This is a genomic window from Micromonospora sp. CNZ297 (assembly GCF_007827625.1).
Window position 1 is genome coordinate 552,124 of record NZ_VISU01000001.1, and the last position, 21,938, is coordinate 574,061.

At 74.5% G+C, this 21,938-nt stretch carries 20 protein-coding genes; 18 read left to right on the forward strand and 2 right to left on the reverse strand.

Annotated features, from left to right (window positions below):
- The first annotated feature begins 39 nt into the window (after positions 1-39).
- From FB454_RS02355 to FB454_RS02380, 6 genes are all read left to right on the forward strand, one after another.
- Complete coding sequence (locus tag FB454_RS02355) at positions 40-363, forward strand: YrhB family protein (protein WP_013286993.1); 324 nt, start codon at positions 40-42, stop codon at positions 361-363.
- Positions 364-425: 62 nt separating this feature from the next.
- Positions 426-791, forward strand: coding sequence for a type VII secretion system-associated protein (locus tag FB454_RS02360; RefSeq protein ID WP_091326911.1), 366 nt, complete (start codon positions 426-428; stop codon positions 789-791).
- Entirely contained in the window at positions 788-1,288 is a 501-nt protein-coding gene (locus tag FB454_RS02365) for a type VII secretion system-associated protein (protein ID WP_013476333.1), read from the forward strand. The genes FB454_RS02360 and FB454_RS02365 overlap by 4 nt, the downstream gene beginning before the upstream one ends.
- A complete protein-coding gene (locus tag FB454_RS02370) occupies positions 1,285-2,205 on the forward strand; it encodes a hypothetical protein (protein WP_145822373.1) in 921 nt (306 codons plus the stop codon). Before FB454_RS02365 ends, FB454_RS02370 begins: the two co-directional genes overlap by 4 nt.
- A gap of 127 nt (positions 2,206-2,332) precedes the next feature.
- Entirely contained in the window at positions 2,333-3,289 is a 957-nt protein-coding gene (locus FB454_RS02375; protein WP_145822374.1) for a hypothetical protein, read from the forward strand.
- A complete protein-coding gene (locus FB454_RS02380) occupies positions 3,286-4,185 on the forward strand; it encodes a GlcNAc-transferase family protein (protein WP_145822376.1) in 900 nt (299 codons plus the stop codon). Before FB454_RS02375 ends, FB454_RS02380 begins: the two co-directional genes overlap by 4 nt.
- Here FB454_RS02380 and FB454_RS02385 read toward each other — a convergent pair whose 3' ends face one another.
- A complete protein-coding gene (locus tag FB454_RS02385; RefSeq protein ID WP_145822377.1) occupies positions 4,186-6,213 on the reverse strand; it encodes a S8 family serine peptidase in 2,028 nt (675 codons plus the stop codon).
- Positions 6,214-7,211: 998 nt separating this feature from the next.
- On the opposite strand from FB454_RS02385, the gene FB454_RS02390 reads away from it, so the two are divergent.
- Genes FB454_RS02390 through FB454_RS02445 form a run of 12 tightly spaced genes read left to right on the forward strand, consistent with a single transcriptional unit; the run spans position 7,212 to position 19,772 of the window.
- On the forward strand, positions 7,212-7,487 hold the full coding sequence (locus FB454_RS02390; RefSeq protein ID WP_013476329.1) for an acyl carrier protein: 276 nt from the start codon (positions 7,212-7,214) through the stop codon (positions 7,485-7,487).
- Positions 7,488-7,490: 3 nt separating this feature from the next.
- Entirely contained in the window at positions 7,491-8,366 is an 876-nt protein-coding gene (locus tag FB454_RS02395) for a hypothetical protein (protein WP_071094440.1), read from the forward strand.
- A complete protein-coding gene (locus tag FB454_RS02400; protein WP_071094438.1) occupies positions 8,363-9,049 on the forward strand; it encodes a hypothetical protein in 687 nt (228 codons plus the stop codon). The genes FB454_RS02395 and FB454_RS02400 overlap by 4 nt, the downstream gene beginning before the upstream one ends.
- The gene (locus FB454_RS02405; protein ID WP_071094435.1) at positions 9,037-10,128 is read left to right on the forward strand and encodes an acyl-CoA dehydrogenase family protein; all 1,092 of its coding nucleotides are present in this window, start codon (positions 9,037-9,039) and stop codon (positions 10,126-10,128) included. Before FB454_RS02400 ends, FB454_RS02405 begins: the two co-directional genes overlap by 13 nt.
- On the forward strand, positions 10,125-11,486 hold the full coding sequence (locus FB454_RS02410) for an MATE family efflux transporter (protein WP_145822378.1): 1,362 nt from the start codon (positions 10,125-10,127) through the stop codon (positions 11,484-11,486). The genes FB454_RS02405 and FB454_RS02410 overlap by 4 nt, the downstream gene beginning before the upstream one ends.
- Positions 11,487-11,496: 10 nt before the next feature.
- The gene (locus tag FB454_RS02415) at positions 11,497-13,035 is read left to right on the forward strand and encodes a class I adenylate-forming enzyme family protein (protein WP_013287005.1); all 1,539 of its coding nucleotides are present in this window, start codon (positions 11,497-11,499) and stop codon (positions 13,033-13,035) included.
- Entirely contained in the window at positions 13,029-13,970 is a 942-nt protein-coding gene (locus FB454_RS02420) for a ketoacyl-ACP synthase III family protein (protein ID WP_071094432.1), read from the forward strand. The genes FB454_RS02415 and FB454_RS02420 overlap by 7 nt, the downstream gene beginning before the upstream one ends.
- Positions 13,967-15,472: an AMP-binding protein gene (locus FB454_RS02425; RefSeq protein ID WP_145822380.1), complete on the forward strand. Its 1,506-nt coding sequence runs from the start codon at positions 13,967-13,969 to the stop codon at positions 15,470-15,472. Before FB454_RS02420 ends, FB454_RS02425 begins: the two co-directional genes overlap by 4 nt.
- Positions 15,469-16,446 (forward strand): transglutaminase domain-containing protein, encoded by a 978-nt coding sequence (locus tag FB454_RS02430; protein WP_145822381.1) that lies wholly within the window; start codon positions 15,469-15,471, stop codon positions 16,444-16,446. The genes FB454_RS02425 and FB454_RS02430 overlap by 4 nt, the downstream gene beginning before the upstream one ends.
- The gene (locus tag FB454_RS02435) at positions 16,433-17,359 is read left to right on the forward strand and encodes a 3-oxoacyl-[acyl-carrier-protein] synthase III C-terminal domain-containing protein (protein ID WP_013476321.1); all 927 of its coding nucleotides are present in this window, start codon (positions 16,433-16,435) and stop codon (positions 17,357-17,359) included. Before FB454_RS02430 ends, FB454_RS02435 begins: the two co-directional genes overlap by 14 nt.
- A gap of 17 nt (positions 17,360-17,376) precedes the next feature.
- The gene (locus FB454_RS02440; protein WP_145822383.1) at positions 17,377-18,618 is read left to right on the forward strand and encodes an ATP-grasp domain-containing protein; all 1,242 of its coding nucleotides are present in this window, start codon (positions 17,377-17,379) and stop codon (positions 18,616-18,618) included.
- Positions 18,618-19,772 (forward strand): pyridoxal-dependent decarboxylase, exosortase A system-associated, encoded by a 1,155-nt coding sequence (locus FB454_RS02445; RefSeq protein ID WP_013287011.1) that lies wholly within the window; start codon positions 18,618-18,620, stop codon positions 19,770-19,772. The genes FB454_RS02440 and FB454_RS02445 overlap by 1 nt, the downstream gene beginning before the upstream one ends.
- Before the next feature lie 127 nt (positions 19,773-19,899).
- Here the strand turns inward: FB454_RS02445 and FB454_RS02450 are convergent, their stop codons facing one another.
- A complete protein-coding gene (locus FB454_RS02450; RefSeq protein WP_145822384.1) occupies positions 19,900-21,933 on the reverse strand; it encodes a hypothetical protein in 2,034 nt (677 codons plus the stop codon).
- Between the last annotated feature and the right edge of the window lie 5 nt (positions 21,934-21,938).

Below are 21,938 nucleotides of genomic sequence, written 5' to 3' on the forward strand. Positions count from 1 at the left end.
CATCCCGTCAGACGAACCACGACAGAGAAGGACTACCCGATGAACGCCGACGACGCCCGCACCCGGGCGCAGACCGCGCTGCGCCGGCTGGAGAACCCGGAGCAGCCGCTGACGCTGCTCGCCCCGGACGCACCGGCCGAGTACGAGTGGTGCTGGGTGTACCCGTTCAACACGGTCCGGGCCACCGAGACCGGCGACATCATGGACACGCTCGCGGTGGGCCCGCTGGTCGTGCCGAAGAACGGCGCCGAGCCGTGGGTGGCGCCGTCCGGCCCGCCGCTGGAGCGCTGGCTCAACGAGTACGCCGCGCGGGAGGGACTGCCTCCGGTGCCGGTCCCGGCCGCACCGGACCCGTTCGCCTGAGCCGGACGGACGGCCCGCCGTGACCGTACCGTCGCGGCGGGCCGCCGCCACCTGGAGGAACCATGACCCACGGCGCCGAGCCGCTCGACGTGCTGCTGCACCGGATGATGCGCGGCGACGCCGCGATCGATCAGGTCCAGTCCGCGCTGCGCGCCTCCCCGCTCGACCTCGCGATGAACGGCGACGGCCGTCCCCTCGTCGTCCGCTCCTTCGACGACCTGCCGTGCGTGGTCGTGGCCACCTCGGCCGACGAGCGCGCCCGCACCTTCGCGCCCGGGTGGCGCCGGGTCGAGGCGGCCGAGCTGGCCGAGCTGCTTCCGGACGGCATCGACGTCCTGGTCGACCCGAACGGCCCCGAGCCGGTACGGCTGGCCGCCGCGATCGTCTGGCACGCCCTCCGGTTCGCCGACGAGGACACGGACGGATGAGCGACGACGAGTTCCTGTTCCTGCTCGACCCGCAGTGGCCGGCAGGCGAGGACGACGAACCGCCGTTCGAGGCGGTCGTCGGGGTGTGGCAGGTCGGCGCGGACGGCGAGGTGGGCGAGTTCCGGCGCAACCCGGACTACCGCCCGCACTTCCCGGACTCCCCCACCGACCCGGTCGACGCGCTGCTGCGCCTGGTCGCGGCCGGTGCGGCGCAGCCGGCTCACCTGCGGTCGGTGCTGCGCGCGTCCCCCCTGCACCTGGCCGTGAACGGCGACGGGCGGCCGCTCGTCGTCAGCGCCCCCGGCGACGAGCGGTGCGTGGTGGTCGCCACCGGCGAACCCCACCGGGAGCCGGTGCCGGCGCCCGGGTGGCGGCTGCTGGACCTGGCGGAACTGGCCGGGGCGGCCGGTGACGGTGACGTGCTCGTCAACCCGGGCGGCCCGGCGCCCGCCCGGCTGGCCGCCGCCTTCCTGCACGAGACGGCGGCGACGCGATGAGCACCGGTCTGCTGCACCTGCTCTGCCTGCGTGCCGCGGGCCGGATCCCGGACGGCGACCTCGCCGGCCTGCGTGGCCTGCTCGCCCACGGCGACCACGGCGCCTGCGCCGCACGGCTGCTCGGCGCGTTCCCGCAGTCAGCGGCGGAGATCGCGGTGCTCACCGCGCTGCTGCCCCCGGAGACGCCGCTGCTGCCCGAACCGGCTGCGGACGAGAACGTGGACGCCGAACCGACGGCCCTGTTCGTCCCGTTCCCGCCGGCCGACCTGCCGCTGTACGCGACGGCCGCGCCGCCGGTGGTGGACGAGACCGCCGGTGGCACCGTGGACGACCTCGACCGGGCGCTGCTCGACGTGCTGGACCCGGCGCGCACCGCCGGGGTGTGGCGCTGCTGGCGGATCACCCGGGGGCCGGACGGCACCGCGGACGCCGTGCGGGTCTACCTGGTCGAGGCGACGGCGCCCGACGACGAACTGCCCGCGATCGCCGACCGGGGGCAGCAGGCCCTCGCCGACGCCGGGTACGCCGCGCCGGTCGAGGTGTACCGGCCCGACCTGCCGCTGCCCGCGTACCAGTGGGCGGCCCGGTCCCGGTCCGCGCTGATCTGGGCTCCTCAGCCGCCCGGCGAGGTGCACCTGGCCGCCGACGGGGACGCCCGGCTCCCGGTCGACGACGACGAGATCGCGGCGTTCGTCACCCACCTGCGGTCGGCGCCCGCCCTGACCGCGCACCTGCGCACCGACGGCACCTGGGTCTGGCCGGCCGACGTGGCCGACCGGCTGCTCGACGAGGGCGCGCTGGCCGACGAGGGTCTGCTGCGGCACCTGCGGCGGTGCCGGGCCGACCCGCCCGCGCCCGCCGACGCAGTCGCCGTCCACCGGGCGTTCGCCGCCCTGGTACGCGCGAGGGCACTCTGACCGGGTGCACGAACGCCTCGGGTCGCGGTGTCCTTCGGGCACGAGCCCCGGCGCTGCGCGGCGCTCCCGTCGGCCGCCGTGGTCGAATGCGCCGACGCCCGCCGACGAGGACGCGAGGAGGCCGGGAATGACGGACCAGGACGAGCTGCACATCGCGCTGCTGCACCTCGGTGGCCGGGTGCCGGACGCGATGCTCGCCGAGGCGCGGCTGCGGCTCGCCGACACCGGCACGGTGTCTCTCCCGGAGCCGCCCGGACCGGTCGACCTGCCGTTCACGTTCGCGTCGGCCGTACCGAATCCGCGTGTCTTCGGTGGCCGGGTGCCGCCACTGGCCGACCTCACCGGCCGCGACGGCCTGATGGACGACACCGACCGGGTCGCGGTCGCGGCGGCCCGGCAGCAGCCCGGCGCGGTGGCGCTGTGGCGCGGATGGCGGATCGCCCCGGAGTGGGCGGCCTCGGTGATCCCGCCCGCGCCGGTCTACGTGCTGGAGACCACCGGGCCGCAGGCCGCGACGGCGGCGACAGTGATGCGGGAACTCGCCGGGGCCGGGATCTCGGCCCCGCTGGTCGAGGTGTACCGCCCCGGTGACAAGCTGCCGCCCTACGCGGCCGGGGCCCGCCGGTCCGGCGCGCTGCTCTGGGCCGGCCGGGACACCGAACCGCTGCGGATCGCCCGCGTCTTCGACGAGGTGGACGACGACGGCGCGCGCTTCGCGCCGGGCCGCGAACGGCTGTCCGGCACGGACCTCGCGCTGGCGGCGGCGTACCTCGACGCGGGCACGCCGGTGCTCGCCACCACCGCGCGCGGGCCCGACGTGGTGGAGCCCGGACGCGGCCGGGTCGTGCCGATGACCTACCGCACCGACGGGCGCTGGCTCTGGCCCGAGTCCGTCGCCTACTACCTCCAGGCGTACGGGCTGGCGCCGGAGCCGGACCTCCTGGCCCACATCCGGTCACGTGGTGACCGGCTCCCGGTCACCGACCCCGCCGACGAGCACCGCGCGCTGGCGCTGCTGTTCCAGTCGTACGCCCTCGTCCCGGCGGAGGCGGACGCGGAGGCGGACGCGGAGGCGGACGCGTGACGATCTTCGTGGCGGTCGCGTCGTACCGGGACCGGGAACTGGTGCCGACGGTGCTGGACTGCCTGGCCAAGGCGACGCACCCGGAGGACGTCCGCATCGGGGTGTGCTGGCAGCACCTCGGCGACGAGGACATCTCCGCCATCCGGGACCTGCCGCAGGTGGACGTGCAGGAGTACGACGCCCGGGACAGCCGCGGCGCCTGCTGGGCCCGGGACAAGACGTTCCAGCAATACCGCGGCGAGGACTGGCTGTTGCAGGTGGACAGCCACACCCGGTTCGCGCCGGGCTGGGACGTGCGGATGATCCGGATGGCGCGGGAGACGGGTGCGGCGAAGCCGGTCCTCACCGCGTACCCGGCGAGCTACGAGCCCGATCAGGAGTTCACCGGCGCGGGCGCGCCCGCCGAGATCGTCGTCAGCGACTGGACGACGTTCGGCGTACCGGTCTTCGGTCAGCGCCTGATCGAGGGGGCCGCGCCCGGCGTACCGCCCAAGCCGGCGCTGTTCCTGGCCGCCGGGTTCCTCTTCGCGCCCGGCTCGTTCGTCGCCGAGGTGCCCTACGACCCGGGCATCTACTTCCACGGCGAGGAGATCACCCTGGCCCTGCGCGCCTACACGTGGGGCTACGACCTGTTCCACCCCACCGAGGTGCTGACCTGGCACTACTACATCCGGCAGGACCGGCCGCGGCACTGGAGCGACCACGTCGAGCAGGACTGGTCCCGCTACGAGGAACTGAGCCGTCGCCGGGTGCTCTACATGCTGCACACCCCGCCGGTCGACCGGCTCGGCATCGGGCCGGTACGCACCCTGGAGCAGTTCGTGGCGCACACCGGCTGCAACTTCACCCGGCGCACCTGGACCGACATGCTGGCCCAGGAACTCGTGCTGCTCTGATCAGCTGCCCCGCGCCGGCTCCCCGGCGCCGCTCGACCAGCGGGTCTCGGCGATGGCGGTGGCGAGCCGGTCCAGTTCCGGATGCTGCTGCGCGTACGACGTGACGTGTTCGGCCAGTTCGTGCTGGGACTGCCACCGGACCTTCCCGGCGCGCACCAGCGCCCGGTCCAGCGCGAGCGGGTCGCCGCGCAGGTGACGCCGGACGTCGACCAGGACGCCGGTGAGCGACTGCTCCTGCTCGTCGGTGCCGGGCAGCGCCGTCACCATCGCCGGCAGCGCTGCCACCGTCTCGTCGTCCATGCCCGGCACCAGGCCGATGAGCGCCTTCTCGCGCGCCTCCGGCCGGGTCTCCGCCAGGTACGCCATGCCCGCCTCGTCGGCGGCCAGGTGCCGCAGCGCGGGGTCGCGGCTCAGCTCCGCGACCGCCGCCGTCACGTCCGGGGCGGCGACGGCCGGATCGGTCGGGGGCGGGGCGGCGACGGCCGGATCGGTCGGGGGCGGGGCGGCGACGGCCGGATCGGTCCGCGTCGCGGCGGCGTCCGCCGTGACGGTGGGGACGGACGGGGCTGCCGTCCCGGTCCCGGCGGGTGCGGCCTCCGGCCGCCCGGCACCGGTCCGCGCCGACCTGCGGGCGCGCAGGCCCAGCAGGAGGGCGGCGAGCGCCGCCGGCCCGGCGAGCGCCAGCAACGCCGCCCGGCGGCCGATCCCGGTGGAGCCGGACGCCTGCGCGGCCGCCTGTGCCCGGGGCGCCTCCTCGGGCAGCACGGCGGTGACGGAGGCGGTCAGGTCGATCTCCGGCGCGACGCCGCCGGTGGTCTTCGCGGTCTTCAGCACCCGGTTGCGGACCTGCGCCGGGTCGAGATCCGGGTACGCCGACCGGATCAGCGCCGCCTGCCCCGCCACGTACGCGACGGCGAGGTGGGTGCCGGCGCCGTTCACCGGTCGCGCACCGGTGATGCCGAGGCTGGTCACGTCGACGCCGGGTGCGACCACGTCCACGCCGCCGGACCGGTAGCTGTCGGCCGTACCCCCGTCCGGCCCGATCCCCCCGACGCGCAGCACCGCGTCGTTCAGTGGCACGTCCGGGTCCGGTGGCGCCGACTCAGCGGCGGCGCCCACCACGACCACCACGCCGTCGTCGACCGCCTCGTTGACGGCGGACACCACCTCGGCCTGGCCGAGGTCCACCTGCGGCCCGAGCGCGACGACGGAGGCGCCGGAGCCGACCGCCGCCCGGATGCCCGCCACGCTCGCCGCGGTCGAGGCACCGGGTGTCCGGCCGGCTACCCGGACCGGCATGACCGCCGCGTCCGGCGCGATGCCGGCCACCGCCGACCCCTTCACCGGCTGCGCCACGATCAGCGCGGCCATCGCCGTACCGGTGCCGAGGCAGTCGGTATCACCGCGAGCGCCACCGGTCGCCCGGTCGACACCCGTCGTCACCCGGCCGGCGAGCGGGGGCAGGCCGCCGGCGACGCCGGAGTCGACGACGGCCACGAGCTGGTCCCGGCCCCGGCTGTGCGGCCACGCCTGGTCGGCGGCGACGCGCGGACCCGCCCACTGTGACCGGGCGCGCGACGTCGCGGCGGTGCGGCACCCCTTCGGCGGGCGGACGGCCGCGTCGCCGTCGGCGGCGGGCTGCCGTCCGGCCGGCGTGGACGCGCCGGGCGCCGGCTTCGCGGCCGGCGGGACGCCCCGGCGGACCTCGCTGCCGTACGCGTCCCACGGCAGCACCAGCACCCAGCCGGCCCGGAGCCGGGAACCGTCGGTGAGGGTGGTGCCGTCCGGCTGGATCCGCCCGGCGTTGAGCGCGAACAGCTCGGCCGCCCGCGCGCCGTCGCCCAGGAACCGCTCCGCGATCTCGGTGAGGTTCTCCGGCTCGCCCTGGTGGGCCGCCTCGACCGTGTAGTACTTGACGTGGTCGCCCTCGGCGCGGGCGGCCGGCGCGAGCGGCGTCAGCGCGAGCACCGCCGACGCGACGACGGCGGCGAGCGCGGCCCGGGCGGCTGCCGGTGCGGTCCGGGTCATCCGCGACCACCTCGGCTGCCGGCGCCGGTCACGGGTGTGGTCCCGGACGTTGCGTGGTGCCGCGAACGCCGGGCGTCCGAACCATCCGTCATCGATCCACTCTTGAACCCGGTCGAGAAGACTGTCCTTACCAGACGGGCAGGCCAGCATCGCGGATCTCCGATGCACGAAGGGCCGCCGGAGGGTCCGGGCGCGGCATCACCGCGACCCGCTTCGGCGGACGCAGGCGAGAGGCGGCCGCCTCGGGTGCCGCGCCGTTGTGGAATTCCCACCGCGACACATTCTCGTAAACGCGTGATGACGCGTGATCGGAAGGCGGTCAATTCGGTTTCCGACAGCCGGACCGAAGAGACCACTCCGAATCATCCTTTCGATGCCGGCGATTCGCCGAGAACTCATCCGCAAGCGGAGTGACAGCCGCCGGACAGCCGCCGGAAGGACGGTTGGCGAGTTGCGTCACACGGCATCACTGCGGGAAACGACTGTCGGCTACCGGGTAGCGCCACACGCCCTCATGGAGTAATCGCCACGAGCACGCGCCGGCCGGGCGGAGACATCCCGCGACCACCCGTCCGGCCCGGGTGAGCGGCGCCTCCGGCCCGGTCCGACCCGGCAGGGTGGACAGATAGCGCGGATCCGGGTACGGACGGCCAGGTCCGACATCGCCGATCCGGACCGGGTCGGCCGGGAACACCGGAAAGGCGAGCCGGCCGCGTCCGCACGAATCGCCGCAGTGCCGCATTTCCGACTGACACGCTCAGTCGTACTGCCGTCACCCGCCGAGTCGGAAAAGCATTGACACCCCCGATCGCGGTTCGGCAAAGTTCCTTCCGCCGACCGCAACCGGAGGACACTTTCCGGCGGCTTATCGCGATCCCCGAAATCCTTTCCGCACCGATCACCATCGCCGGCGGACAACCGTGCGCCCACCCGGGCGATTCCCAGCCCGCTCGCGGGCCGGTTCCGGCCGCCTCCGACCCGAACGAAGGAGCATTTCCGTGCCCATCCAGGAATCCGAGCTCATCGACACCGTCAAGCGCGTGCTCGCCGACGTGACGCACGACGACGCCGTCCTCGACATGGATCTCGACACCCAGCTCCGCGAGGACCTCGGGATCGACTCGATGACGTCGTTGACGTTCCTCATGGCGCTGGAGGACGCGGTCGACGGGTTCTTCGTGGACGCGACGACGCTGGAGGCCGAGCACTTCCAGACCATCGGCAGCATCTACGAGTACGTCCGGACGCAGCTGAGCACCGCGAAGATCGCCTGACCGATGACCGGCCTCTACGTACAGGCGGCGCACCACGCGGTGCTGCCCACCCGCGACGACCGGCACCCACCCCGGCCGCGCTTCGTCGAGTACCAGGCGGACCTGCACCGGATGGCCGGCGTGGTCCTCGACGAGGCCACACTCACCCGGGGCGACCAGTACACCTTCGTCGACCTGGCCGACGCGCTGGCCGACCGCACCGGACCCGGTCTCTTCCGCGACCTCGGTGTGCTCGTCACCAGCTTCTGGACGCCGGAGTTCGACCCGGACGTGTCCGCGTTCGGCCCGTACCTGCACCACCGGCACCGCCTCGACTGCACCTCGTTCGACCTGGTCGACCAGGGCAGCATCTCCCCGGCGCTCGCGTTGCTGGTGCTCTGCGACTTCCTGCGGGCCGGTCCGGCGGACCGCGACGGCCTGCTGCTCAGCGTCGAGCAGACCACAGTCCCGGCCCCGGTGGGCGCCCACTTCCCCGGCCCGAGCCGGTCCACCGCCGGGGCGGTGCGGATCGGCCGCCGCCCGGCCGGAACGGAGATCCTGACCGTCACGGCGCTCGGCGAGCCGGCGGTGCTGGGCGACGACGGGGACCTGTCCCGCCTGGTCGCGCGCTGGTGCGCGGAGTACGACGTGGACCCGGCGGAGCTGACCGTGCGGGTCAACCGGGCCACGTTCCTCTACCGGCGGTGGGCCTACGCGTACGGGCCGGACTCCTGGCCGTGCCGGGTCGAGTTCCTGCCGCCGGAGCGCACCTGCACCGGGCTGTTCCGCTGGCTCGGCGCCGAGTCCACCACCCCGGCCGGCGGTTACGTCGCCTACGTCGAGGAGGACGTGGAGAGCCTGTCCGCCGCCGTGGTGCTGACCCGGGCGGTGACGCCGTGACGAACGTGCTGCGACTGCCCACCCGGCCCGCCGGGCCGGCCACCGACCCGGTCGCCGTCCGGTTCACAGTCGGCGCCGCCGCTGCCCGGGCCCGCGAGACCGGCGCGCTGCCGGCCGGATCCGGCCAGGCCGCCGGGTACGCCGGGCTGGTGCTCGCCGACCGCGACGCGGCGCCGGTGGAGGCGTTCGACCTCACCACGGGCGCCGTCCTCGGGGCGGAACGGCTCACCGTCGTACCCCATGAGCTGCTGACCCGCGCGGGCCTGGTGGTGCTGCGGTACCGGGCGGCCGGCGGACCGGCCGACGCACCGGCCCTGCGGCTGTTCCGGCAGGCCCTCGCCGACGCCGAGCGGGACGCGCTCGGCGAGGCGGTCCGCTGGTGCCGGCGGTTCCTCGCCGGCCGGCGTTCGGCCGGTCAGCGGCTCAGTGCCCACCCGGTGGTGGCCCACCAGATGGCCGGGCTGGTGGCCCGGGCCGCCGCCCTGCGCCAGACCGACGCGGCCGCCGCGCTCGCCGAACCGGCGGGCCGGGCCTGGTGGGTCCGGGAGGTCGACGGGCTGGCCCGCGACCTGATCCGGATGGCCGGCGGCCGGTCCGTCCTCGCCGGGCAGATGGCGCAGATGCGCACCGCCCTGCTCTACGCCAACCGGATCTACCTGGACGGTGCCCCGTGTTCCGACTGAATCCCGACCGCTTCGCCGCCCGTTACGGGCCGGAGTGGCTGGCCGCGGCCACCTGGTACCGCGAGAACTCGCCGGCCGTGCCGGACGATCCCGACCTGGTGCTGCGGCACCTCGACCACCCGGCGGTCGCGCAGAAGATCGAGGCCGAGTTCGCGGCGGACACCCGCCGGCGGGCCGCGATGTTCGAGGCGCTCAGCTACGGCAGCGCGAGTTTCCTGCTCACCACTCCGGGCCCGTCGCTGTCCGGTGTGCTGCTGGACGCGCTGGGCACACCGCGGCAGCGGGCCTGGTTCCGGGAGCTGGTGTCCACCACCCGGTGCCGCACGTTCTTCGCGGTCACCGAGCCCGGACGCGGCTCCGACGCCGCCCACCTGGACACCACACTGCGCGACGGCCGGCTGACCGGCGAGAAGCTGCTGTTCGGCAACGGGGCTGTGGCGCCCGTCGGCACCGTCCTCGCGCGCACCGGCGACGGTCCGCTGGACCTGGTGGCGGTGCTGATGACGCCGGAGCTGATCGAGTCCGCCGCGGTACGACGACGCGTGCTCCCGATGTTCGCCCTGCCCGGCGCGCAACTGTCCGAGCTGCGCGTCGACGGACTGCGGGTGCCGCCGGAGGCGGTGCTCGGCAGCCACCTGAAGGCCACCGAGCGCGGCATGATGGGCATGCTCAAGACGTTCCACCGCTTCCGGCCCGGGGTGGCGGCGATGGCGCTCGGCCACGCCCAGGCCCTCGTCGACTACGTCCGGGACCACGTCGGCGCCGCCCGCCCGGAGCTGGACCGGTTCGACCAGATGCTGGAGCGGTCGCGCGAGCTGAACGCCGCCGCCGCCCGCGAGGTCGACGAGGAGCCGCTGCGCGGCGCGCTGGTGTCGCTGGCGAAGCAGCGGGCCACTGCGGCGGCCGAGGAGGTGGCCGCGGTCCTCGCCCGGGAGCTGCCGGTGGCGGCGCTCGTCGACCACCCGTGGCTCGCCCGGTCCCTGACCGACGTGGTCGCGTACGAGTTCATGGAGGGCACCACGCCCATCCAGCTCGCCAACGTGCACGCCGGCTATCTGCGCCGGGAGGTGCCGGTATGACAGCCGTCGACCAGTCGCGCCCGGCCGGGGACAGCGCCGCGCCGCCGGTGCTCGGGCCGGTGCTGGCGATCGCGCTGCCGGTGCTGCTCGCGTCGCTGGCGAGCCTGGTGGCGCCGCTGCTGAACACCGCCGTGATCGGCCGGCACGACCCGGCCTACCTGTACCCGCTGGCGCTGGTGCTGCCGATGATCCTGTTGCAGAACTCGGTGAACGAGAGCCTGCGTGTCGCGTCGGTGGCGTTCGCCGCCCAGGCGTCGGGAAGCGGCGACCTCGACACGTACGCGCGGCGGCAGCGGACCGTGCTCGTGCTCGGCGTGGCGGTCAACCTCGGCGTGGCGCTGCTGTTCCTGGTGGCGCACCCGCTCTTCCTCGACCTGTACGCGGTGCCCGCCGGTTCGCGCACCCTGGTGTACGCGTTCGTCCAGCTCAACACGCTCACCGGCGCGGTGCTGGCGGTGAGCGTGGCGCTGATGTCGAGCCTCTACGGGCTGCGGCAGGTACGCGCGGTGACCGTCGGCACGCTGGTGAGCCTCGGCTCCGGGGTGGTGCTCACCGCCGCGCTCGTCGGCTGGCTCGGCGTGTTCGCCCTGCCGGCGGCCACCGCCACCACCGCGACCGCCACAGCGGTCTGGGCGTCCCGCCGCCTGGCCCGCTGCGGGGTGCGGCCCTGGGCCCGGATCGGGCTGCGTGCACCGGTCCGCCGGTCCTGGCGGGAGGTCTGCCGGATCAGCGTGCCGGTGAGCCTGGGCTACCTGCTGCTGTTCGGCAGCGGGCTGGTGCTGACCCGGATCCTCGCCGGCTACTCCCCGCTGACAGTGGCCGGGTACGGCGTGGCGTACCGGGTGCAGAACCTCGTGCTGCTGCCGGCCATCGCACTCGGTGTGGGCGCCGGCATCACCGTCAACCGGCTCGCCGCGCAGCGCCGCGGCGGGCGGGTCGGACCGTCGGTCGTCGCCGCGGTCGGGCTGTCGGCGGCGGTGTTCGCGGTCGTGGCCGCCCTGGTCTGGCTGCTCCGCGGGCCCGGGACCGGGCTGCTCACCGGCGATCCGGCGGTGGCCCGGGCCGCCGCCGGCTACCTCGGCTACCTGGCGCCGGCCTATCTGGTCGCCGGTCCGCTGCTCACCCTGTCGATCTTCCTGGAGGAGACCGGGAACGGGGTCCGGGCGCTGGTCGTGAACGCCACGCTCACAGTCGTCCAGCTCGCCCTGGCCGCCGGGCTGGCCCGCGCCGGGCATCCGGTGTCCCACGTCTACCTCGCGCTGGCCGTGGCCCACCTGCCGGCCGTCGGCTTCGTCGTTCACGAGCTGCTCCGCGCCCGCCGCCTCGGTGGGCGGGTCAGCGCCATTCCCACGAGGTGAAGGAAACACGATGCACCGAACCCTGTACGACGTCCTCACCGCCACAGTGGACAGTCATCCCGACAAGCTCGCCCTGATCGCGGGACCGCACCGGCTGACCTACCGCGACCTGGCGGCACGCGTGGCCGGCCTGGCCGGCCGCCTCCAGGCCGACGGCGTGCGCCCCGGCGACCGGGTGGTGATCTGCGCCGGGAACCGGGTCGAGACGGTGACCGCCTTCTGGGCGGCGCTGGCCGCCGGCGGGGTGGCCGTGGTGGTCGGCCACGAGCAGCGGCCCGAGCGGGTACGCCACGTGCTGGCCGACTGCGCCGCCACCGTCCTGCTCGCGCTGGAGCCGATGGCGCGCTCCCTGACCGGCCTGGGCCTGCCGGCGTCGGTCCGGGCGGTGCTGCCGGTCGGCGCCGAGGACACCCTCTTCGCCGGTACGCCGGCACCCGTCGACGTGATCAGCGAGGATCTGGCCGCGCTGGTCTACACGTCCGGCTCCACCGGCGACGCCAAGGGCGTGATGCTCAGCCACGCGAACATGCTGACCGCGCTGGACTCGCTCAACGAGTACCTGCGCAACGGCCCGGAGGACGTGTTCCTCTGCGCCCTGCCGCTCGCCTTCGACTACGGGCTCTACCAGATGATCATGGCGTTCTCGCAGGGCGCGACGCTGGTCCTGGAGCGGGACATGAGCCTGCCGTTGCAGGTCGTCAAGGACATCGCCCGCTACCGCTGCACAGTCGTGCCCGGCGTGCCGGTGCTGTTCGAGCTGGTCGAGCAGTTCAGCCGCTTCGGCATGCCGGACGTGAGCAGCGTCCGCTGCCTGACCAACACCGGCGCCGCGCTGCTGCCCCGGCACATCGCCGCGATCCGCCGGCTGTTCCCCGGCGCGGACATCTACTCGATGTACGGCGTCACCGAGTGCAAGCGCTGCACCTACCTTCCGCCGGAGCTGCTCGACGCCAAGCCGGGCAGCGTCGGGCAGGCCATCCCGAACACCCAGATCCTGGTGGTCGACGAGCAGGACCGGCCCTGCCCGCCGTACCAGGTGGGGCAGCTCGTGGTACGCGGCGGCACGGTGATGCAGGGCTACTGGGGACTGCCGGACGAGACCGCCCGCAAGATCCGCGAGCACCCGGTACGCGGCGGCCGCTGCCTCTACACCGGCGACTACGGCTACCTCGACGAGGACGGTCACTTCTTCTTCAAGGGCCGGATCGACGAGGTGATCAAGGTCCGGGGACGCAAACTGATCCCCCGCGACGTCGAGGAGGTCCTGCGGTCCGTGCCGGGCGTCGCCGAGGCGAGCGTGGTCTGCACCGCCCTCGACGACGGCGACCACGACATCGCCGCCTTCGTCGCCGCCGACCCGGCCGCCGTCGACGCGTCCGCGCTGCGTGCGGCCTGCCGGTCCGGCCTGGAGACCTGGCAGCGGCCCACCCGGTACGAGGTGCTCGCCACGCTGCCGCGCAACAGCAACGGCAAGGTGGACAAGCCCGAGCTGCTGCGCCGGTACCCGGTGCCCACTGCGGCCCTGGCACCGGCCGGTGCGCCGTGCTGAACCTGACCGCCGTGCAGGCCGTCGTGCCGGACGACCGGCCCAGCCTCTTCGCCCTCGCCGGCCGGTACGACATGCCGCGCGCCGAGCTGGCGGTGTTCCACCGGATCTACGGCCTCGACCGGGTACCGGTGTGGTCCGGCGACACCACCGCCCTGGTCGAGGAGACGGTGGCGAACCTGCTCAAGGAGTCGGGTGTGGACTCCGGCCGGGTCCGCTGGCTGGTGCACGCCCACACCGGCACCCACCAGGACGTGGTGGGCCGCGCCGGCCTGGCCCGGATCTGCCGCCGGCTGGGGCTGGACCGGGCGCAGTCGTTCGGCATGACCACCAACAACTGCGCGTCGACGGTGTCCGCCATGCGGGTGGTCGACCGGCTGCTGGCCCGGGGTTCGGCCACCGACGTGGCGATCGTGGTGACAGCCGACGTCGCGTTCACCCCGATCATGCAGGTGATCCCGAACAGCTCGGTCACCGGCGACGCCGGGGTCGCCTGCCTGTTCAGCCGCCGCGACGCCGGTCACCGCGTCCTGGCCGCCCGGATCGACACGTACGGCCGGCACGCCGCCTGCCAGTGGCAGGACGAGGCGGCCAACGCCGAGTTCGAGGCCGAGTACCCGGCGCGGCTCGCCGACGTGATGCGCCGTGCGCTCGACGACGCCGGGCTGACCTGGCCGGACATCCGCATGGTGCTGCCGCACAACGTCAACACGTTCTCCTGGAAGCAGGTCGCGGCGCGCGCCGGCATTCCGTTCGAGTCGGTCTACCTGGACCAGGTGCCGCACACGGCGCACTGCTTCGGCGCCGACATCTTCCTCAACCTCGCCGCCGCCGACCGCGCGGGCCTGCTGCGGCCCGGTGACCGGCTGATGCTCGCCACGGTCGGGCTCGGCGCGGTCTTCGCCGCCGTGGTGCTGGAATACGGGAGTCACACATGACCATCGGATACCGCGCCGAGCTGCGCGACCGGCTGCTGGCCGCCGCCCGGCGGCACCCGGAGCGTACGGCGCTCTGGGTCGACGACCGCGCGTACACGTACCGGGAGCTGTTCGCCCGCGCCGACACCCTGGCCGGCCGGCTCGACGAGCGGGACGAGCCGTTCTGCCTGGTGTACTGCGGCCGGAACCTGACCCGGTACGTCGCGATCCTGGCGAGCCTGCTGGCCGGCAAGGCGTTCGTGCCGATGTGCCCCACGTCGCCGCCCGCCTACTGCGAGAAGGTGCTCAAACGGCTCGACGGACAGGTGGTCGCGGTCCTGGACAGCGGTGACCCGGACCAGGACGACCGGCTGCGGACGATGATGGCGCCGCCGGCGCCGGTGCTCGACCACGGCCCCGGGCCGCGGTGGGAGGGCGAGCCCCGGCGGCCGCAGGGCGGCGCGTACCTGATGTTCACCTCCGGCAGCACCGGGGTGCCCAAGGCCGTCCTGGTCACACTGGACAACCTCGCCGCGTACCTGGACGGCGCGATCGAGCTGTTCGGCCCGACCTGCGAGGACCGGTTCGCCCAGGTCAACAACTTCACGTTCGACCTGTCGGTGCACGACATCGCGCTGCCGTGGACTGTCGGCGCGGCCGTGTACGCGCTGCCGGACCAGGCCGTCTACAAGCTTCCCGCGCTGGTACGGGAGCACGCGCTGACGTTCTGGCTGTCCGTGCCCACCACCGGCGTCAGCCTGCTCGACCTCGGCCTGCTCCGGCCCGGCGCGCTGCCCAGCCTGCGCCGGACGCTGTTCTGCGGGGAACCGCTGCCCCGGCGGCTCGCGCAGGCGTGGCACGCCGCCAACCCGGACGGGGAGCTGTTCAACGTGTACGGGCCGACCGAGTGCACGATCGCGGTGACCTCCTTCGGCTGGCGGCCGGACCAGGACCTGCCGGACGTCGTGCCGATCGGATGGCCGTACCCCCGGCAGGAGGTCCGCGTCGTCGGCGCCGACCTGGCCGGGGTGGCCGCCGGGCAGACCGGCGAGTTGCTGCTGCGTGGCAGCCAGCTCGTCCCGGGTTACCACGGCGACCCGGAGCAGACCGCGGCCCGGTTCGTCGAGCTGCCGGACGCGCCCGGACGCTGGTACCGCACCGGCGACCTGGTCGCCCACGACCCGCGCTGGGGGCTGGTGTTCAAGGGCCGCCGCGACGACCAGATGCAGGTCCGCGGGCACCGGGTGGAACGGCTGGAGGTGGAGACCCTGCTGCGGCAGGTGCTCGGCACCGAGGCCGTGGCGGTGGTCGGCTGGCCGGTGGCGCCCGGCGGCCTCGTCCAGGGGCTCGTCGCGTTCGTCGCGGACACCGCGACGCCGGTGCCCGAGATGCGCCGCCGGATCAGCCGGGAACTGCCCGAACACCTGTGGCCGAGCCAGATCCACGTCGGTCCGCTGCCGCAGAACCGCAGCCTCAAGGTGGACTACCCGCACCTGCGGCGCCGGCTCGAGGAGGGACTGTGACCGCCGCCGTGCGGACACCGGCCGCCGGGCTGGACCGGATGCTCGCCACCTACCGCCGGCACACCCCGATGACCGAACCCGGGCCGCACGCCGAGGCGCTGCGCCGGCTGCCGGCCGACGTGCCGGCCCTCGTGGAGGTCATCGGCGGGCTGTTCGCCCACTACGAGCTGGACCCGCCAGCGGCCGGCTGGCAGCCCGGACCGGACCGGCTCGCCGAGGTCGACCTGCGCACCACCCGGCGGATGCTCGACCGGGTGCTCGCCCTCGACCCGGCGCCGCTGACCCGGGCCCGGCCGCTGCACCGCCGCTGGCTGGGCGTCTGCCGGGACGCGAGCCTGCTGCTCTGCGCCGTGCTGCGGGAGCAGGGGGTGCCGGCCCGGCTGCGGTACGGCACCGCCCACCACCTGTACGTGCCCTACCGGCCGATGCACGACCACGTGGTGGTCGAGTACTGGTCGGCCGGCGAGGGCCGGTGGCGGTACGCCGACGGCCGGATGTACCGGACCGCCCGGGACACCTTCCAACTGCCCGACCACTACCGGGACGACGTTCCGGAGTCGGTGTTCCTCACCGGCGCCCGCGCCTGGCGCCGGGCCCAGGAGGGCGAGCGTGCGGCGCTGCGCCTCAGCGGCCTGATGCTGAACGCCGACGCCGGCCGCTGGCAGGCCCGCAACCTGTTCCTGTACGACCTGGCCGCCCTCGCCGGCTGGGAACCGCTGATGTGGGACGCCTGGGGCTACATCCGCCGGGCCCGCCCGCAGTCCCGCCCACGCGGGTTCCTCCAGTACCGCAAGCTCGGCCGGCTCGCCGCGCTCGACGACCGCGATCCGGAGCAGTGGCGCGAGCTGCTGCGCCGTTACCGGGCCACCCGCCTGGTCCGGGTGCCGGCCCGGGTGCTGTCGTGCAGCCCGGTCAACGGCCGCCGCGTCGTCGCCGCGCCGCCCGCCCGGAGGACACCCGATGATCGCGATTGACGCGGTGGTACGCGTGGAACCGGAACGACGGCTGTCGGTCACCGACGACCACGCGCTGCTCGGCCTCACCTCGGCCCGCGCCCGGGTGTACGGCCGGCTCTACGGCTACGACCGGATCCCGGTGGCCGCCGCCGGGCAGGAGTTCCCGATGCTGCTGGACGCCGTCCGGCGGCTGCTCGACGAGGCGCGCGTGACACCGGACCGCGTGGCGGTGGTGGTGCACGCGCACACCGGCCCGTACATCGGACCGGTGGGCGCCGGCCTGCCCCGGCTGGTCGCCCGGCAGCTCGGCGGCGACGCGCTGTGCTTCGGCACCCAGTCCAACAAGTGCGTCTCCAGCATCAGCGCGCTGGACCTGATGGACCGGCTGCTCGCGGGGCGGCCCGGCGACGCCGTCGGCGTCCTGCTGATCGGCGAGACGGCCGACAGCCCGGATCTGCGGGTGCTGGACACCGGCATCGCCGGGGACGTGGCGTGCGCGGTGCTGCTGCGCCGGAACGGGCCCCGCGACCGGGTGCTCGCCCACGCGGTCGCCACGCACGGCCAGTACGCCGGCGGCATCTACACCGAGCCCGGCGCGCCGAGCCGCCAGGAGTACGAACGCCGCTTCCAGGAGCATCTCGGCGACGTGGTCGACCGGACGCTGCGGCGGGCCGGACGCCGTCCCGACGAGCTGACAGTCCTGTTGCCGCACAACGTCAACGTCAACGTGTGGCGGGCGGCGGCCGGTGTGATCGGCGTACCGGCCGATCGGATCGTGCTCGACAACGTGCCCCGGTACGGCCACTGCTTCGGCGCCGACATCTTCCTGAACCTGGACACCGTCCGGCCCCGGCTGCGCCCGGGTGACCTGGCCCTGATGGCGTCCGTCGGGGTCGGCGGCACGTTCGGCGCCGTCCTGCTCGAACACTGACCCGCGAGGAGAGTCGCGTGAAGAAGCTGTACGTCATCCTCATCAACGACAACGTGATCCGATCCGGCCTGGCCGACCTGGGCCGGCTCGCGGACGCGGAACTCTGGCTGGTCTCCAGCCCGCACTACGCGCGCCGGCTCACCGACGAGCAGCGCGCCGCGTACGCCCGGATCGTCGTGCCCGACGACATGGAGACGACCGACCTGGTGGCGTTGCTGGACCGGGAGCTGCCCCGCCCCCGGCCGGAGCAACTCCGGTTCCTCACCAACGACGAGTCCTGCGAGCTGATCTGCGCGCGACTCGCCGAGCACCTCGGCACGGCCGGCTGGCCGGCCGCGCGCCTGCTGCCGTTCGTGGACAAGATGGCCAGCAAGGCCGCGCTCGCCGGCAGCGGGCTGCGGCTGCCGCGGCACCTGCGCTTCGGCCGCGACCGGCACGCCGCCGACCCGCGCGGCTACTGCGAGCGGATCGCCGCGGAGATCGGCTTCCCGATGGTGGTCAAGCCGGTCGACAGGTACGCCAGCATGGACGTGCGGCGGCTGGACGGGCCGGCGGCGTTGCGCGCCTGGGCGAGCTGGGCGTCCTCGCCGAAGGACCGCAACAGCTACGAGGTGGACGAGTTCGTCTCCGGCACGCTCTACAACTTCGACGCGCTGGTGCAGGACGGCCGGGTGGTGTGGAGCAACGTGTGCGCCAACCTCAACCCCTGCATGGAGTTCGCCGCCGGACGGTCGCTCGGCGTGTGGACGCTGCCCGCCGACGACCCGACGGCCGTGCGGGTGTCCGGGTTCGGCCACCGGGCGCTCGCCGCGCTGCGGCCACCGGACGGCGGCGTACACATGGAGGTGTTCGGCACGCCCGACGGCGAGCTGGTCTTCCTGGAGGTCGCGGCCCGGCCGCCCGGCGGCGAGATGCGCGCCGTCTACCTGCGCACCCACGGCGTCGACATCGACCTCGCGCACTACCTGCTGCGGGCCGGCGAGCCGTACGACGTGCGGGCCCGGCCGACCGGCGAGCTGGGGGCCTGGGTGATCACCCCTCGTCACGCCGGCCGGGTCAGCGCCGTCGACCTGCCCGCGCTGCGCAGCGAGCACACCGTGCAGGTGCACGTGTCGGTCGGCGAGACCGTCGCGCGCGCCAGCGCGCACATCGTCGAGCCGCCCTCCGCCGTGTTCATGGTCTACGGCGCCGACCGGGTCGCCTTCGGCCACGACATGGACCTGCTGCGTGACCTCACCCTCTACCGCGTGGAGCCCTGATGGACCTGAACCTCGCCGCCGACATCGCCGGCCGCACGCCCTTCTACCTGTACGACTTCGCCGCCGTCCGCCACCGGGTCGCCGAGCTGCGGGCGGCCCTGCCCGACGGTGTGCTGCTGCACTACGCGATCAAGGCCAACCCGATGCCGGCCCTGGTGCAGCGCCTCGCGCCGCTCGTCGACGGACTCGACGTGGCCAGCCACGGTGAGCTGCTGACCGCGCTCGGCACCGCCGTCGACCGGGAGCAGATCAGTTTCGCCGGGCCGGGCAAGCGCGACCCGGAGCTGGCCGCCGCGATCGCCGCCGGCGTGGTGGTCAACGTCGAGTCCGGCGACGAGCTGGCCCGGCTGCGCCGGATCGAGACGGCGGTCGGGCGGTCCGTCCGGTTCGCGCTGCGGGTCAACCCGGACTTCCAGCTCTCCGGTTCCGGGATGACGATGGGCGGCGGCGCGACCCAGTTCGGCATCGACGCCGAGGCGGTCGGCGAGGTGCTGCGCGGGCCGGGCCGGCGCGGACTGTGCGGGCTGCACATCTTCGCCGGGTCGCAGAACCTGCGCCTGGACGCGCTGACCACGGGGGTCAGCCAGACGTTCGAGCTGGCCGACCGGCTGGTACGCGAGCACCGGCTGGACCTCGCGCACGTCAACATCGGCGGCGGGCTCGGCATCCCGTACTTCCCCCGTGACGAGGCGCTGGACCTGGCCGCGTACGGCCGGCACCTGGCCGTGGAGGTGGAGCGGTGGCGCCGCCGCCACCCGGACACCGCTGTCGTGCTGGAGCTGGGGCGGTACCTGGTCGGCGAGGCGGGCGTCTTCGTCAGCCGGGTGGTCGAGCGCAAGCACTCGCGCGGCGAGACGTTCCTGGTGGTCGACGGCGGCATGCACCACCACCTCGCCGCGTCCGGCAACTTCGGCCAGGTGGTACGCCGCAACTACCCGGTGTCCGCCGTGACCGCGAAGCCGGCCGACGAGCGGGAGACGGTCACAGTGGTCGGACCGCTCTGCACGCCGCTGGACACGCTCGGCCGGCGGGTGGAGCTGCCCCGGTGCGAGGTCGGCGACCTGGTGGTGGTGCACCAGTCCGGGGCGTACGGGCCGACCGCCAGCCCGGTGCACTTCCTCGGCCATCCGGCGCCGGTCGAGGTGCTGCTCTGAGTGGGCACGGCGCTGCGCCGCACCGCGACGGCCGGCACACCCGCCAGAGCGTCCTAGGACATTGGTGTGCCGGCTGCCGCGGGAGGTCGGCCTGTGGGTAGGCGTGTTCAGACCGGCCGGACGCAGCTCACGGGCAGGGTCCGCCCGCGCAGACGTCGATCACCTTGCCGGTGAGCAGGAACACCGCCTTCTGCCGCTGCGCGCCGGGCTGGGCGCGCGGGAACTCGTGCGAGTCCTCGCCGTACTCCGGTCCGGCGGGGGCCAGGTTGGTCGGCGGCGGCGCGTACGCGGCGCCGCTGTTCCAGACCACCATGGCCGAGCCGGCGTACGGGTACCTGCGGATCGGCGCGATGCCCCAGAACGGCCGCACGTCCGGTGACCAGCCGTCGGCCAGCGCCGGGGTGTGCAGTCGGGCGCCGATGGTGCGCGCCTGGACCTCCGCCGCGGCGGTCGAGACCTGCTGGTCGGCGAAGGCCACGTGCATCAGCACCCGGTGCGCCGGGGTACGCGGCAGCGGCCGGCCGGTCATGTGCTGGGCGTACCCGTTGGCCTCGGACCGGTCCCACAGCATCTGGAGCAGACCGAAGATGAGCTGCTGGTCGATCCGGTCCGGGTAGTAGCCGTCCATCACGGACTGGAACGGGGCAAAGTCGACGCTGCGTTGCAGCAGCGTCGAGTAGTTCATCGCGGGCACGCCGAGCACCGAGCGGGTCCAGTCCTGGGCGACGGCGGTGAGCGCGCCGCCGTTGATGCCGCCCTGGCTGTTGCCGTCGTAGTGCAGCCCGCCGGCCACGTCGATCAGCGGCCGCCCGGCGGCGTCGCGGAACGCCGGGTGGGCGGCGAACCCGCTGCGGTGGATCATCGTCCGGCCCAGGAACAGGAAGTTCAGGAAGCTCTGCTGGAGCCGGTCGGCCACCGCGGGGAAGGCGCTGAGGTCGGTGAAGGCGCCCGCCACGTACGGGACGTCGGCGGCGGCCATGCCGATCCAGCTCGTGGCGCAGAAGGTGAAGTCGTACGTCTGCGACATGGTCTTGACGTTGCCGGCGTTGACCTCGGTCGGCCGGCCGAGCAGGCCGTGGCCGTAGAGCGAGAGGTGGGCCGGCTTCGCGGCGGACGCGCTGCGCGGGATGTTGCAGACGAAGTCGGCCGCCACCGTCGTCCCGGACGGTGTGGGCAGCGCGTCCGGTGCCGGCGGGGTGCCGTCGCCGCCGGGCGGCCCGTAGTGCAGCCGGGAGCCCGGTCCGCCGTCACCGGTCAGGTAGGACGGTACGGCGACGGTGCCGGTCACCTGCCGGGCGATCAGCGGATCCTGCTCCGGCGTGTAGTCGGTGACCTGGGTGACTGTGAACGAGGGCGCGCGGCGGCCGAGCGCGGCGAACGCGCCGTCCCGGACCGCGAGCATCCGCCCGGTGAGGCCCTGCCGGCTGGCCACTGTGAAGTCCCAGGCCAGGTAGAGGCTGTGCCGCTTGACACCGGCCCGGCTCAGGTCGGCGAGGATCCGCCTCATCTGCGGCGCGCGCGGGTCGCGCCGGTCAAGGCCGGCGCCGGTCACGTACGCGCGGAACGCCTTCGGCGCCGGGATCAGCGCGCCGCCGCCGTCGCGCATGCCGCGCAGGCCGACGACGTACCTCGTGCCCTCGGTCAGCGCGACCGCCGGCCGGATGATCAGCGCCTGCCGGTCCGGGTTGCCGGCGGCGTGCGCGTCCAGTTCCGCCCAGTAGGGCGTACGCCTGCCGGTGCGGGCGTCGAGCAGCACGATCGGCGCGTCCGGCGCCAGCGAGCGGCCCACGTCGGTGACCGGCGCGATCCGCGTCCGCGCGGCGTCGAGGCCGGGTACGCGCGCCAGGATCGGCGAGCCGGGGCTGAACCCGTCCTGCCGGTTCCACTCCGCCGGGTCGATCGGCACGCCGAGCACGTTGGCGGGCATCGCGGAGGCCGCGAACCGGACCCGCTTGCCGGTCGGGGTGCTGCGGTCCGGGACGGTGAAGTAGTCGTTGGGGAACGGCAGCAGGCAGGCCGCCGGGTCGATCGGGTCGCAGGACCGCTGCCCGGCCGGTGCGGGAGGCGCGGACGGCGCCGCGGCGGCGCCGGAACCGAGCAGCACGGCCGATGCGGTCACCAACGCGGACACGGCGAGACGGAGCCGTCTGGGGGTGGGCACGCGTG